Source organism: Enterobacter cloacae complex sp. 394I7, from assembly GCF_057320345.1.
On record NZ_JBXWCR010000001.1, the window covers coordinates 1,794,463 to 1,809,140 of the forward strand.

Sequence of the window (14,678 nt, forward strand, 5' to 3'; positions counted from 1 at the left end):
CTAGGCCCTTTTCTTACGGGCTGCGTCATCAGGCTGGCTGATTTCGGTAAGCAAGCGAGTGGAAAGAAGAATACCGGTATGGATCTGTTGAAGATCGTCAACACGGGAATCCTGCGTCAGACGCGTGATAGTCTGAGGATTGTCAAAACGGAACTGGCAAACCAGTTGGTTTGTTTCCGCCAGTTTAACCATTTGAGGAAGGGTTAACCCACCCAGCATGGTTGCCATTTCTTCATTAATACCCAGACGAAACATCGCGGACGCCTTGTCCTGACTAATCAAACGCTGCGCGAGCAGTAAATACGACAAATTGATGTCATAGATATGTTTTAGCAACTCGGATGTATGCATTGTTCCCATCCCGAATAACCAACTATTATTTTTATGCGGAAAGACCGCACCCCGTGATGTCGCCGGGAAATCACCCGGTATAAAAAAGAAAAGGCTAAATGCATAGTCGAATTTAGGTTTGTATTCATTGAAACGCGCAACAGCTGAAACGCGGTTACGTCTCTTACACGTTTTATCATTTCTTACAAATAACTAAGATTTTTCCTAATTCGACGCAAACTCTACTCGTCAGTTTTGACACATACAATGCAGCCACCCCCAAATTTAAAAAAAATGTGATCTACGTCACACAATTTAAGTGAATATCTCCCATAAATCCATCAGTATGACTTGTAAATTGGTTATTTTTTGAACGATCGACACTGTTTTCTATTCTTTATGGGCGAATACTCATGCAGGAGTATGAGCAGAAGTGGCATGACATGTGCTGTTCGAAACGTGTCAGCGACCGAATGCGCGTTACACCGAATCCATCGTAAGGTCACATTTTCATTACCTATAAAAAACATGTAGTTATGCAAAACGCCCATAACAATTGTTTCACATGGTAATCATTAGAAATGTGTTTATAACGCGTTAAAACGATTTAACACCGGAAACGTAAAAAAGTGTGATTCAGGTTAAGTTGTTAATTTTTTTCATTTAGGCACGTTTTCCCGTTATTCTTCTTATAAGAATAATTAATGAATAATTATGATTAGCTTCACACTTATGTCGTATTCACCTCTTGCAGATCCGGTGAAATCGCGGTAATGGTGACTAAGACGCTGTCTTTCAGACACCTAAGGAGTGCGTTATGAGTTACTCCCATCTTCTTGTTTCTGTTGCGGTTTCGCCCGAAAGCCATGAACTCATCGCCCGGGCGGTTTCCATTGCCAGACCGCATAATGCCCGTATCAGCCTGATCACCCTCGCGGCCGAGCCTGAGATATATAATCAACTGGCTGCCCCCATGCTGGAAGATATTCGCGAGGTATTACAGGAAGAAACGCAGCAATTTATGCGAGAGCTGGTAGAAAAGGCGCAATATCCTATTTATGACACCATTATTGCGACAGGGGAGCTTAATGCGCATATTCTCAGCACATGCAGTAAGCAGAATATTGATTTAGTAATATGCGGGAATCATAACCACAGCTTTTTTTCTCGCGCAGCCTGTGCGGCGAAATCGATTGTGGCGTCAAGTCAGGTGGATGTGTTGTTAGTGCCTCTTGGGGGTCGTTAAACCCCCAGAGGAAAATCAGGCGAGTTTAGGGAATGTCGCGATCTTTTTTTGTAGATGGCCTTCATTACTCTGCGGCTCAATATCACGAAGATCGCGAATAAAACGCGCCTGCCAGTGGTTAATATCGTTCTTACGGATCGTTTCCATCATCTCGGCATGGCGGGAAATACGCTCCGTGAGCGGCATCGTCAGCGCACGGTTGAGGGCATTCGCCACGTCGTCACGATCGTAAGGGTTGACGATAAGCGCAGACGTCAACTCATTGGCGGCCCCGGCAAACTGGGAAAGCACCAGCACACCCGGATCGGCGGGGTCCTGGGCGGCGACGTACTCTTTCGCGACCAGGTTCATCCCGTCCCGCAATGGCGTAACCAGCCCGACATCCGCATAGCGGAACACTTTCATCAGGATCTTACGGTCAAAGTGTTGATTGAGATAAAACAGTGGCGTCCAGCCCAACTGACCGTAGCGGCCATTAATGCGCCCTGCTTCCGTCTCCAGCTGGTGACGAATATCCTGATAAGCCTGCACTTCACCGCGCGAGGTGGGCGCTATCTGCGTATAGCGGATTTTACCGTGATGCTGCGGGTACTTCTCCAGCAACGTTTCATAGGCCAGGAAACGTTCTGGCAGCCCTTTGGAATAATCAAGACGTTCCACCGAGAAGATATTCTTCACATGCTTGAGTTCATTCTTAAGCTGCGCCAGTTTGGGCGGCAGCGGACCGGAAGCCTGCTCGGCAATCTCTTCAGGTTCAATACCGATGGGATACACTTCAGTGTGGAATGTCTTGCCCCAGGCCGTATGGGTTTTACCCCCTTTGGTCACCACTCGCGTTTTGCCGGACACAGAATCGAGGAACGCAAGTCGATCATTCTCGGTCTGGAAGCCCAGCAGATCGTAGTCACACAGCGCATCCAGCAACTCTTCATGCGGCGGCAGCGCGGTAAAGATTTCCGGCGTCGGGAACGGAATATGCAGGAAAAAGCCAATCCGGTTATTCACTCCCCTTTTACGCAACTCTCTGGCGAAGGGCAGCAGGTGATAATCGTGGATCCATAAAATATCGTCATCCTCGATTAAAGGCAGCAGTTTATCCGCCAGCAGCGAATTCACCCGCGTGTAGCCTTCAAAGGACTCGCGCTGGAATTTGACCAGATCCAGACGATAGTGAAACGCTGGCCACAGCACAGCATTGGAGAACTGCGAGTAATACTCGTCATAATCTTTTTCGTTTAACGCAAACGACGCCCACGTAATATTTCCGCGCGTCACTTTCTTGAGCGGTTTTTGTTCTTCACTGATTTCACCATTCCAGCCAAACCACAGCCCACCGGCGGCTTTTAAGGCACCTAATACCCCAACCGCCAGGCCACCTGCACTGGATTTTTTATCATCAGGCGGTGCAATTCGGTTAGAGACGACGACTAAGCGACCCATAATGGTTTCCCCCTTTGTTTTGCGCTATTTGTTGTTGTTGCTGGTTAGCGATGTCAGATATCCACTGCCAGACGCTGGCGACATCCGCCAGACGCCATTCGGCGACAGTCTCACCAGGCCCGACCTTGATGGCGATCCCTCCGGCCTGATTCACCACACGAAACCCTGCCTCATCGGTCAGGTCATCCCCAATAAAAACGGGCGTCCTGCCGTTAAAAGGCGGTGTCGCCATAAACGCAGCAATCGCCGCGCCTTTATTGATCCCTTTAGGTTTAAGCTCCACCACGCATTTACCCGGCTGCAGCGCCAGTTCCGGATGTGCATTTGCTATAGCGGTCGCAAGCGCAAGCACAGCCGCTTCGTGCTGCGGCGCCTGGCGATAATGCAGGGCAAAGGCCATCCCTTTGGCTTCAAGCTCCGTACCGGGCAGTTCTGCCAGCGCAGACGAGAGTTGTACCTGTAGCGCCTGGATTAATGCGTCGGGGAGTGAAACGATATGCGTTTGATCATGGATGTCGCGGCGCTCCGCTCCGTGTACACCGGCCAGCGGAAAGCGATAAGGCCTGGCAAGCTGGTCCAGTTCGGCCATCGAGCGCCCTGATATCAATGCCACTGCTCCCTCAGTCATCTGCGAGAGCTGATGCAACTTCTGAAGAACCGTGGCGGGGATCGCCACCAGGTCAGGATGCGGCTTTATCTCGGCGAGCGTACCGTCGAGATCAAAAAAGAAAGCATAGTGTCCGGGCAGTACAGGCGGTGCAGTTAACAAGTCAGCCACCCTATTCCTCCTTACGGTTTACGAGAGGTAAACGCCTTTACCTCTTTCATAGCCATGTAAGTATAGACAGTGTGACGTCGCTCGCCATTTGACAACCGCCCCGCCAGCAAAACTGGCGAGGCGGTTCGGGGGTCAGCTAAGGTTATTAGTTGAGCAATATAAAGATAGGAAAAACCTTAGACGGTACGCTTCGCTTTTTGCTTGTAACGGTCGAATATCACCGCTGCCAGCAGGATCAGGCCACGAACGACGTACTGAGAGAACGGCGAAATATTGAGCAGGTTCATGGCGTTCTCTACCGTCCCCAGGATCAGGATACCGGCCACCACATATGAGATTTTTCCGATGCCGCCTTTCAGGGAAACGCCCCCCAAAACACAGGCTGAAATGACGATCAGCTCATAACCGATAGAGGTCATTGGCTGGCCACTGGTCATTCGCGACGCCAGAATAATCCCTGCGGCTGCAGAGACCAGCCCGGAAAGAACAAAGATAATAATCTTGGTACGCACCACCGGCACACCGGCCAGACGTGCGGCTTCTTCATTGCCCCCGATAGCCAGGGTATTACGGCCAAACGTGGTCCGGTTGAGCAGGAACCCGAACAGGATAAGACAGGCCACGGTCAGCCAGATTGGCGCTGGCAGCCCCAGCCAGTTAGCGTAACCGAGGGTAAAGAAGCGCTCGTCTTCAATCCCCACCGCTTTACCGTCAGAGATGATATAGGCAAGACCACGCACAATTTGCATGGTCGCAAGCGTTGTGATCAGGGCGTTAATCTTCAGACGAGCAATGACAAAGCCGTTCACCAGACCGCTGAGCACGCCCAGTAACAGACCCGCCAGCACGCCAATCCACAGGCTCTCCGTCATGTTGATTACCACAGCCGTGGTGACACCGGCACAGGCAATAACCGAGGCCACCGACAGGTCAAAATCGCCCGAGGCCAGACAGAACAGCATACCGCAGGCCACCATGCCGGACATGGAAATAGCCAGCCCCAGCCCTTTCATATTAATAAAGGTGGCAAAATTAGGAACGAAGATCGCACAGGCGACAAACAGGGCGGCAAAGACCACCAGCATGCCGTACTGATCCCAGATTCGGCCAAAACTGAACGCCGACTTTGGCGCTCCGGATGTAGTAACAGAGGACATCATTAACTCCTTACTCAGGCGACAGCCTGGCTGACTTTAGGCATGGCGAGATTCAACGCCTGTTGTTCATTCGCCTGTTCATGAAGCAATTCACCGGCAATTTCACCTTCACGCATGACGACAATGCGATCGGCGACGCCAAGCACTTCAGGCAGATCGCTGGAGGCGAAAAGCACCGCCACGCCGCGTTTTGCCAGTTCATAGATCACGTTATAAATCTCGTGTTTTGCCCCCACATCGATACCGCGCGTCGGTTCGTCCAGTAAAATGACCTTCATATCCTCCGACAGCCAGCGGCCCAGAATGGCCTTCTGCTGGTTGCCCCCGGAAAGATTCATGATCAGCTGTTCCGGTCCCGGCGTTTTGATATTGAGTGAACGAATGTGGTGATCGGCATTGCTCGATTCCCAGCTATCGTTGATCAGGCATCCTGCGCGGATAAATTTGCGACGGGCGGAGATATTGATGTTGTCACGCACCGAATGCACCGGAATAATCCCCTCCGCTTTGCGATCTTCCGGGCAGAGCATCATGCCTGCCTTAATCGCGTGGGCGGGCTTCTGAATATCCACCGCTGCGCCGTCAATAGACACCACGCCTTCGGTAATGCGCGTGCCGCCGAACAGCCCTTTCATTAATTCGCTACGCCCAGCGCCCACCAGGCCGAACAGCCCGACGATTTCACCGCTGCGTACCGATAACGAAACCGGCATGCGTACTCCCGGCGCTTTTACATTATCCAGTCGCAGGCGTTGAGGGCCGTACTCACGCGGTTTCCAGTGGTAAATGTCCCCCAGATCGCGTCCGACCATCGCCTGGACAAGCTGGTCATGGTTCACCTGCGCCATATCGCTAAAGGTGCGCACATAGCGGCCATCTTTAAACACGGTGATGGCGTCGCTCAGGGCAAATATCTCTTCCATACGGTGCGAAACATACAAAATCGTGCGGCCTTCCTGGCGCAACTCCCGGATCACGCGGAACAGGTTTTCGATTTCACGTGCGGAAAGCGAACTGGTGGGTTCATCAAAGGCAATAATTCTGGCGTTACGCGCCAGAGCCTTGGCAATTTCAACCATCTGCCACTGGCCGATGGAGAGGTATTTCAGCGGCGTCTGAGGATCGACGTCCAGCCCAAGATGTTTAAGCTGCAGCCCTGCTTCATAATTAAGTAGCGAACGATTAACCACGCCGCTTTTGTGCGGGAGCTGTCCTAAATAGATGTTCTCGGCCACGGTCATCTCTGGGATCAGGTGCAGTTCCTGATAGATAATGGCCACCCCGGCATTAAGCGCCGCCGTGGTATCAGCAAAAGCCACCTCTTCGCCACGAATGGCCAGTGTGCCGGTCGTAGGGGAATAGTTGCCGCTGAGGATTTTCAACAGCGTGGATTTCCCCGCGCCGTTTTCACCCATCAGGGCATGAACCTGGCCGGCATAGCAGTCGAAACTGATATCGGTCAGCGCGTTAACACCGGGGAACGTTTTCCCGATGCCGCGAAATGAGAGATACGGATCAGACTGTCGCATAACGTCTCCGTGATTCCTGTAGTGTGTACGTCTGGCCCCTCATGGTGAATGAGGGGCGCAATCACAGCGTATTACTTACCGCCCAGTCCTTTTTTCGCCAGTTCCTCTTTGAAGTTGTCGCGGGTGATCAGCACCACGTCGGTCACTTCAGTAAATTTCGGCGGTTCAGCCCCTTTGGTCACCCAGTTGTAGAGCATTTCACTGGATTTGTAGCCGTGTACGTCCGGGCTTGGCAGCAGAGAGCCATAGAAGCCGGTCGCCTGCGCTTTGGACAGTTCGCTGACGGCGTCAACGCCGTTGATGCCGATACCGATAACATCGGGAGCTTTGAAGCCCTGACCTTCTGTCGCACGCACGCCACCCAGCACGGTGTTGTCGTTCATACCGACCACCAGCCAGTGTTTAACTTCCGGGTGTTGAACCAGCATTGAGTTCGCGGCGTCGAACGCGCCGGGGATATCGTTGGATTTGGTAGGCACTTTATAGATCTGTTTTTCCGGGAAGCCGGCGGCTTTCAGAGCGTCCATGGAACCGGTAGTACGACGACGTGCAGTATCCAGCTCATCAGCCGTGATGGCCATGACGCCCGTCTCTTTTACATCCCAGCCGCGCTTTTGCATCTCTTTATAGAGTTCCTGACCCTGGCGCTCACCAATTTTGGTCGCGGCCATCATTACCAGCGGCACGGTGTCCATTGGCTTGCCTTTGGCATTGACGAACTGATCGTCAACGGCAATAACCTTCATGTCGTAACCGCGCGCTTTAGCCGCAATTGCCGACCCCAGTTTTGGATCGGGTGTACAGATAACGAAACCTTTCGCACCGCTGGCCGCCAGGCTGTCGATGGCGTTCAGGGTTTTTTCACCGTCAGGCACGGCGATTTTAATGACGTCAAAACCTAAATCTTTTCCGGCTTTATCGGCGAATTTCCACTCAGTCTGGAACCACGGCTCTTCTGGCTGTTTTACCAAAAAACCGAGTTTTAAATTCTCTGCGATAGCGGATTGTGACATAACAGCAGCCAGACCAACGGCCGCCAGCGCTTTAGTAAATTTGTGCATGGTAAACTCCAGCTTTAGCATTCTTTTCTGTAGGGAATATTTGCGTGCTTCTTATTTAATCGGACTTAAAACAAGGCATTAGCGCTTACCTCGTCATAAGCGTTATTGCTGGTGATAGTTTTAGCGGGAAATTAATCATCCATAAGAGAGCGCCATCACACCGCAGAATTACAGTAATTGCGTACATAAATTCAGCGGAAAATGACATAAAAACGGCAGGAATTGTCGGACAAATGAAACGGGGTTAAGCAGAATAATCCATAAGATCAGCTAAGAAGTCCCTGAGCGCCGGACGCTCTAGCATCCGGCGGGAAATTTACCAGGCGTAATAGATGTGGTCAGCGTGATCGCGAACGGGCGTTTCGTCACCCAACAGTCGAGCAGCAAGGGCCAGCGCAAAGTCAAACGCATGACCAAGACCTTTGCCGCTGAGCAGGTTTTTATCCTGGACGACCGGTGCATCCACATATTCACCGTCTTTTACCGTCTCCCATAAATCCCCGGAGCAGACGTAGCGACGCCCCCGAAGCAGCCCATTCCCCCCCAGCACGCGCGCCGCTGCTGAACAAATAGGGCAAATCAGTTTTCCGCGCGCGTCATGTTCAGAAATAAAACGGATAACCTGCGGATCCGCGGCCAGATTTGCGCTGCCCTGCGGTCCCCCGGGTAGAACAATCGCATCGTAAAGCGAATCGCTGCGTTCTGATAAGGTGCTGTCTGCCACCATGGGAATGTTATGGTAACTGACCACTGCACGCGACTGCGCGCAGGCCAGAGTTTCCACGTCGATGTTCAGCCGGCGCAAAATATCAATGGTGATAATCGCCTCTGCTTCCTCAAAACCGGGTGCCAACAGCACCGCAACCTTTGCCATCATAGACCTCAATGATTGAAACAAGATAAAACAGTGTTTCATTTTTACATAATCATTAAGAACAATCTTGCACGGCGATCACACACTCGCCTTTTTGCGATAAATTGATTTAGCGCAATTTTATTCCTCAAAATATATCCTGATTGATTGATCTGTTTTTCACATCGTCACAGAAGATTCTGTTGCCTTAATATTTTCACTCTTGAAAAAACGAGACAAACAATACATAAACACATAAAAATCAATTAGTTGTTAATGTGTTAATTTATATCCACCTGTTTTCATTTCTGTACTATATTAAATTTTGTAATGTATGGCAAACACAGCCTAATTAAGAGTTTTCTTAGACAGAATACAAGGGTATGCTTATTTATATCGAACACAGGAAGTGAATATTCGATCGACTTTTGTCGCCGCAGAAATGCCATTTCTGCATTCCATTATGTGTGCCTGCCGGGTCAGGTTAGCCGCGGACATCACGTCCCACAGTCAATAAGGATATGAGTATGACTACCCAAACGATGATGCAAAAACTCAATGCCCAGTTGAACCTCGAGTTCTATGCCTCGAATCTGCACCTGCATATCAGCTCGTGGTGTTCCGAAAACAGTCTCAATGGCTCTGCCACTTTTTTTCGCAGCCAGGCGCAAAGCAACGTCACCCATATGATGCGTGTTTTTAACTTCATGAAAGCCGCAGGGGCAAACCCAACCGTAAAAGCGCTTGATACGATCGACGATAACTACTCTTCTCTGGAAGAATTGTTTGAGAAAACACTGGAACAGTACGAACAGCGTTGCAGCACGCTTAACAAGCTGGCCGATGAAGCCAGAGCACAACACGACACCAAAACCCTTAAATTCTTACGCGATATGGATAAAGCGCAACAGCAGGACGGCATGCTGCTTAAAACGCTGGCGGACGAAATCCATAACGCGCAGCAGGCGGGTTTATGTCCGGAACAAACCGACCGTCATCTGCTTGACCTTGTGACGGTACAGCACCACTGATCATTTTCCTGCTCCCTGACAGGCGCGCTTTTCGGCCCACCGGGAGCAGGTTCCCCCTCTCGTCGCCAACCTTCTGCTTTTGCTAAGATTTAACAAATCAGATCTCGCTCTCAATGATTAACCACACAACATGTAATGATTTATTTAATTACATTATCATTGACGAGGGAGCATCATGATCACCATTGAGTTTATTGTCATCCTCCTCTGCCTGCTGACAGGTACGCGTTTCGGCGGCATGGGGCTTGGGTTGATAAGCGGTATTGGCCTTTTTATTTTATGTTTTGTCTTTGGTCTGCAACCCGGCAAACCGCCGGTTGACGTGATGCTGACCATTCTCGCCGTCATTGGGTGTGCCGCAACGCTTCAGACCGCAGGCGGCCTGAACGTCATGATGCAATTTGCTGAGCGCCTGCTGCGCAAACATCCTCAACACATCACGCTTCTCGCCCCTTTTACCACCTGGATGCTGACCTTTCTCTGCGGGACCGGACACGTGGTGTACACCATGTTTCCCATCATTGCGGATATCGCCCTGAAAAAAGGGATCCGCCCGGAACGCCCAATGGCCGTGGCATCAGTGGCATCGCAGATGGCAATTACGGCCTCGCCGGTCTCCGTGGCCGTTGTGTCACTGGTCTCCATTCTGGGCGCGCAGCATGGGCTCGGCCACGCGTGGGGAATACTGGAAATTCTCGCCGTCTCGGTTCCTGCCTCACTGTTCGGTGTGGCGATTGCTGCGCTGTGGAGTTTGCGTCGTGGGAAAGCGTTAGCGGACGATAAGGAGTTTCAGGAAAAGCTCAAAGATCCGAAGCAGCGTGAATTCATCTACGGCGGGACGGAAACGTTAATGAATCAACGTTTTCCAAAGCAGGCCTACTGGTCCACGTGGATTTTCTTCGCCGGCATTGCCGTGGTTGTCCTGCTGGGGGCATTCCCTGACCTGCGCCCTGCATTTGAGATAAAAGGAAAAATGACGGCGTTGTCGATGAACCTTGTCATCCAGATGATGATGTTAATTGCCGGTGCCGTAATGCTGATGGCCTGCAAGGTCAATGCGTCTGCCATTTCTAACGGCGCGGTGTTTAAGGCGGGTATGGTCGCGATCTTCTCGGTGTTCGGGGTGGCGTGGATGAGCGATACCTTTTTCCAGGCGCATCTTGATGAGTTAAAGCTGGCGCTGGAAGGCGTGGTGAAAAGCCATCCGTGGACCTACGCGATTGTGCTGTTCCTGGTATCAAAGCTGGTGAACAGCCAGGCGGCAGCCCTGACGGCCGTTGCGCCTATGGGACTGATGCTGGGAATCGACCCGAAAATGCTGATCGCCTTTTTCCCGGCCTCTTACGGCTATTTTGTCCTGCCGACCTACCCAAGCGATTTAGCCTGCATCGGCTTTGACCGTTCGGGCACAACCCGCATCGGCAAATTTATCATTAACCACAGCTTTATTCTGCCGGGATTAATTGGCGTAAGCTGCGCGTGTGCGGCGAGCTATTTACTGGTACAGACGTTCTTTTAAGGTGAGCGAAGGGCGACAAACGGTCGCCCTTTTTAGCGTCAGGCGGGCTTTAGTGAGACTCGCCCTGCGGCGTGAATCGCAGTTCAATCAGCGCGATGGCTTTCTGAATAGCGCGAAGCGTGACCGGGTCAGCCGCAGCGGGATGGCTGTTGAAATCGATATTTTTCAGCTGCGTGGACATCTTCTCGCGCACTTCAACCGGCGCAATAACGTCCAGGACATCAAGGATTTGTTTGATAACTAACTGACAGGCGACAACGTCAGACACCAGCTCCTGATCGGCGCTCAGGTTTTGTGACATGGGGCTTTCTCCTTATTTAAAGGCCGCCATAGTAACAAAACGAAGGCCCATTCATCTCCCTCTCGTCGCTTACGGGCACAAAAAAACCCGCCGAAGCAGGTTTTTTTCATCAGAACATTGCGCCCGGTGGCACGTCTTTGAAAGTGTTGCAGTAGTTAGCCCACATACTTTTCAGGATCTTGCGAAGTTTCATCAGGTAGCTCCATTAACTTGTTATACAACTTTATCGTCAATGTGCTTATAATATGACCATCGTCACAAAAATCAATATTTTTGTGACGCAAATCACAATTTCATGCTTCCTGCCAAACCTGAAAAGTGGGGCTCACGGCACCTGAAAGCGTCAGCCTACGATCCCGCGAACAAAAGCTTCGATCTCTTTGTCCTGGCAATTCTCAAAGAAGCACTGCTGGAAACGCTGACCCGAAACGGCCGTCTTCACCAGCTCGGGATCGATTGCGCGCAGCGTATCCAGATAGTTCTCTTTCACGACCGCCGCTTTAACCTGGTTCAGAATACCGGCGTTACGCACCTGCGGCTCTTTGCGCTCGGGCGGATAACCTTCACCGTTTCGACCCGTGAACGCTTTTTCAAAGATAAACCGAACGTTCAGTTCAGCCCCCCAACCGAAGCCTTTGGCAAACGGCAGGGAGAGCGCGTTACCGTTGTTGATCTGAGCAAACAGGAACGCATCCGCAGGATCAATGCAATAGCCGCAGATAACACCCGGGTGGATGTTCAGCGACATCAATGCTCCCTGCCCCGTACCGCAGCCGGTCACAACAAAATCAACGGCTTTCGCATTCAGTAAAATGCTCGCCATAATCCCCAGATGGATATAGGTCAGGTGATGGTCATTCTCGTCGCTCATGCCCACGTTATAAACCGGGAACCCTTTTTCATCGGCTACCGTTTTCAACTCTTTCAGTATCACCGGGTTTTTCGCGGCCTGGCTGTTTTCCATCATCAGTGCAATTTTCATTTCATCTCTCCTGAATGCGTGGCGGGAGATCCCGCTATGGATACCTTTACCTGTTCACCCTACTATCAAACAAACAACCTTTCAAATTAAATGAAAGGTTGTTTTAAAAAACAAAGACGGGTTCACAATTTAGCGAGAATGAGACCGTACGCCAAACGTGCATTAAAAAGTTAAAGCAAACCTGTTGCCGCTTCAGCCCGTTAGCTAGACTGCAAAAGTACACGCTAAAATCGTATGGGGTTGACCTGTGAATCAGCGCTGCCGGATGCTTCGCTCCCTCTTTCTACTCGCGTTGACGGGTCTGTTGCTTGCTTGCCCCCCTGCCCGGGCAGAAGAGCCTGTACCGGTCTGGATCTTTGATGCTAACAACTTCGAATCCTGGCGCACACCGCAAGGAGAGTGGCAGGGTTTTTATCCTGAACTGATTAAGGCCATCAATAAACAGGCGGGTACGCAGCTGCAGCTGCGGCCGCTCTCCGGTGCCGATATTAGCCAGCGTTTTGCACAAAATGAGTATGGCGTGTATGCCGGGGTATTGCGCACGGAGAAGCGAGCCAGAACCAAAATTCTCTCAGCACGTTTGTTTGATAACGACGTGGTGGCCGCCAGTCCATCGATGACGGTGACAACTGCCGAACAGCTCAGCCATGCCCGGGTGCTGTTCCGTAAAGATGACGCGACGCTCGACAGTGTGCAACAACGTTATCCCGACCTTAAATTTCGTTCTCTGCGCCTCGTCGCCACCAGCGACGAGGCTTTTCGCTTACTGAGCGACAACCAGGCTGATTTCTATATTAATGACGCTCCGGAGATGGAGAATACCCAGCGCTATTATCTGGTCTCCCGGCCCTTTCCTGAGCTACGCATTCCTGTCGTCCTCGCCTTCAGCCCTGACCTGCTTCCCTTGCGGGATAAAATCAATGCGCTGATTGGCACCTGGTATCGCAACGGCGAAATCAACACGATGCTGGAGGAGAGCAAGCGCAATTACCTGCTAAGCCGTATCACCCTGTCAGAGGAGGAGCGAACCTGGATCGCGCATAACCGCCTGCAGATCAACCTGCCCAAAAACGAGAATTTTGCCCCGCTTATCTGGCGGGACAGCAAGGGCTACCACGGCACAGCCATTGATATGATTAACGACATGCGCGATTTACTGGGCATGAAGGTTGATGTCAATTTTATCGATCACTATTCGAGTCTTCCGCGACAGCAGTGGGCGGTTCGATTGATTGATATCGTTGATCGAAGCGACAGTGCGCATGCACAGGGTCGTATCGGCCCCGACATCGCCTGGCACAACGCCTATTACAATCGCAGCAGTCAGCCCTTCTTGTGGAACGAAGAGAGTATTCGCAGCCAGCGCGTCGGCGTAATCGACGGTTCGTTTGCCGCAGCCTATTTACGCCAGCGTTTTGGCAGCGATGTGATCATCGTGACCCGGCCAACCATTGACGGTCTTATCGACGCGATTGAGAACGATGAGATTGACTATATTCTGGGCGACCTCAGTTCGCTGGAGTCCACGCTTCGCGGCAACGAACTGTTTCGCGGGGTGCTGAAAGTCGCGGGGGTCACCCGCTCTGAATTTATTATTGGCCCGTGGGTGGACCCGCAGCATCCGCTCTTTCATCTGCTGACTCAGGTTCATCGCCTGTCAGAATACCGCACACAAATAGAACGTCAGGATGAGCAGAGTTACTTACCCGATTTTTCTAAAAACACGCTGAAGATTATCAGCGTGATTTTGCTGATCGTGGCCCTGTTCAGCATCGGTATGCTGATCATGATGCGTCGCCATTTACGTCAGAACCGGATGGTTAACCGCAATATGGTGCAGGCGCTGGAGAAGGTAAACCGCGCGCACGATGACGAGACCGGCAGCCATATTCAGCGCGTCGCCCGATATTGCGGCTTAATGGCGCGTGAGCTTGGGCTTTCGCGCAAAATGACCCGTGAGATAGAACATTTTGCCTCACTTCACGATGTCGGAAAAATTGCCGTGCCGGAGCGTATTCTGCGTAAGCAAGGCCCGCTGACCCAGGACGAGTTTGCAGAGATGAAACTTCATACCGTGAAAGGGTGGCGGATTATTCAGGGCTTAGAGCTGGGCGCAGTTGCGGAGAATATTATCCATTTCCATCATGAAAAATGGGATGGCAGCGGATATCCGCAGGGGCTACGGGGAGAACAGATCCCGCTGGAAGCCCGCATTCTGGCGCTGGCCGATGTGTATGATGCTCTGAGGCAAAAGCGGGTCTATAAGCCGGGATTCACTCACGAGCAAGCCTGCAAAATCATTCTGGAGGGTGACGGCCGCCATTTTGACCCGCAGCTTATTGCGCTGTTTCGCCTGCATCATCTTAAGTTTAAAACCATTTTTGACAGCCTGGCCGACTAAACGGCCCGTCGCAAAGAGAAAGCGCAGATTGCCCGGCTATTCCTCGCATT

At 51.5% G+C, this 14,678-nt stretch carries 14 protein-coding genes; 4 read left to right on the forward strand and 10 right to left on the reverse strand.

Annotation, left to right across the window (positions count from 1 at the left end; translation table 11 throughout):
* A complete protein-coding gene (gene flhD, locus AC2FAP_RS08735; RefSeq protein WP_020883374.1) occupies positions 1–351 on the reverse strand; it encodes a flagellar transcriptional regulator FlhD in 351 nt (116 codons plus the stop codon).
* A gap of 796 nt (positions 352–1,147) precedes the next feature.
* On the opposite strand from flhD, the gene uspC reads away from it, so the two are divergent.
* Complete coding sequence (gene uspC, locus AC2FAP_RS08740) at positions 1,148–1,576, forward strand: universal stress protein UspC (RefSeq protein ID WP_449541761.1); 429 nt, start codon at positions 1,148–1,150, stop codon at positions 1,574–1,576.
* Between the two features lie 15 nt (positions 1,577–1,591).
* On the opposite strand, the gene otsA is transcribed toward uspC, so the two are convergent.
* From otsA to AC2FAP_RS08770, 6 genes are all read right to left on the reverse strand, one after another.
* Positions 1,592–3,016, reverse strand: a complete 1,425-nt coding sequence (otsA, locus tag AC2FAP_RS08745; RefSeq protein ID WP_449541762.1) for an alpha,alpha-trehalose-phosphate synthase — start codon at positions 3,014–3,016, stop codon at positions 1,592–1,594.
* The gene (gene otsB / locus AC2FAP_RS08750) at positions 2,991–3,794 is read right to left on the reverse strand and encodes a trehalose-phosphatase (protein ID WP_014170681.1); all 804 of its coding nucleotides are present in this window, start codon (positions 3,792–3,794) and stop codon (positions 2,991–2,993) included. Before otsB ends, otsA begins: the two co-directional genes overlap by 26 nt.
* 176 nt (positions 3,795–3,970) lie before the next feature.
* Complete coding sequence (gene araH / locus AC2FAP_RS08755; protein WP_014884358.1) at positions 3,971–4,951, reverse strand: arabinose ABC transporter permease AraH; 981 nt, start codon at positions 4,949–4,951, stop codon at positions 3,971–3,973.
* A gap of 14 nt (positions 4,952–4,965) precedes the next feature.
* Positions 4,966–6,480, reverse strand: coding sequence for an L-arabinose ABC transporter ATP-binding protein AraG (gene araG / locus AC2FAP_RS08760; protein ID WP_449541763.1), 1,515 nt, complete (start codon positions 6,478–6,480; stop codon positions 4,966–4,968).
* Between the two features lie 71 nt (positions 6,481–6,551).
* A complete protein-coding gene (gene araF / locus AC2FAP_RS08765) occupies positions 6,552–7,541 on the reverse strand; it encodes an arabinose ABC transporter substrate-binding protein AraF (protein WP_020883371.1) in 990 nt (329 codons plus the stop codon).
* Between the two features lie 316 nt (positions 7,542–7,857).
* Positions 7,858–8,415, reverse strand: a complete 558-nt coding sequence (locus AC2FAP_RS08770) for a DJ-1 family glyoxalase III (RefSeq protein ID WP_193162786.1) — start codon at positions 8,413–8,415, stop codon at positions 7,858–7,860.
* Between the two features lie 506 nt (positions 8,416–8,921).
* On the opposite strand from AC2FAP_RS08770, the gene AC2FAP_RS08775 reads away from it, so the two are divergent.
* Positions 8,922–9,425: a non-heme ferritin-like protein gene (locus tag AC2FAP_RS08775; RefSeq protein ID WP_020883369.1), complete on the forward strand. Its 504-nt coding sequence runs from the start codon at positions 8,922–8,924 to the stop codon at positions 9,423–9,425.
* 175 nt (positions 9,426–9,600) lie between these two features.
* A complete protein-coding gene (locus AC2FAP_RS08780; RefSeq protein ID WP_020883368.1) occupies positions 9,601–10,944 on the forward strand; it encodes an anaerobic C4-dicarboxylate transporter in 1,344 nt (447 codons plus the stop codon).
* A 49-nt stretch (positions 10,945–10,993) separates the two neighbouring features.
* Here AC2FAP_RS08780 and AC2FAP_RS08785 read toward each other — a convergent pair whose 3' ends face one another.
* From AC2FAP_RS08785 to AC2FAP_RS08795, 3 genes are all read right to left on the reverse strand, one after another.
* Positions 10,994–11,245 (reverse strand): DUF2766 family protein, encoded by a 252-nt coding sequence (locus AC2FAP_RS08785; RefSeq protein ID WP_014170688.1) that lies wholly within the window; start codon positions 11,243–11,245, stop codon positions 10,994–10,996.
* A 109-nt stretch (positions 11,246–11,354) separates the two neighbouring features.
* Positions 11,355–11,438, reverse strand: coding sequence for a stress response protein AzuC (gene azuC / locus AC2FAP_RS08790; RefSeq protein WP_014832437.1), 84 nt, complete (start codon positions 11,436–11,438; stop codon positions 11,355–11,357).
* Positions 11,439–11,588: 150 nt separating this feature from the next.
* Positions 11,589–12,227 carry an RpiB/LacA/LacB family sugar-phosphate isomerase gene (locus AC2FAP_RS08795; protein ID WP_020883367.1) on the reverse strand — a complete coding sequence of 213 codons (639 nt, stop codon included), beginning with the start codon at positions 12,225–12,227 and terminating at the stop codon, positions 11,589–11,591.
* A 247-nt stretch (positions 12,228–12,474) separates the two neighbouring features.
* Between AC2FAP_RS08795 and AC2FAP_RS08800 the strand changes: the two genes are divergently transcribed.
* Positions 12,475–14,628: an HD domain-containing phosphohydrolase gene (locus AC2FAP_RS08800; RefSeq protein ID WP_279259621.1), complete on the forward strand. Its 2,154-nt coding sequence runs from the start codon at positions 12,475–12,477 to the stop codon at positions 14,626–14,628.
* Positions 14,629–14,678: the final 50 nt, after the last annotated feature.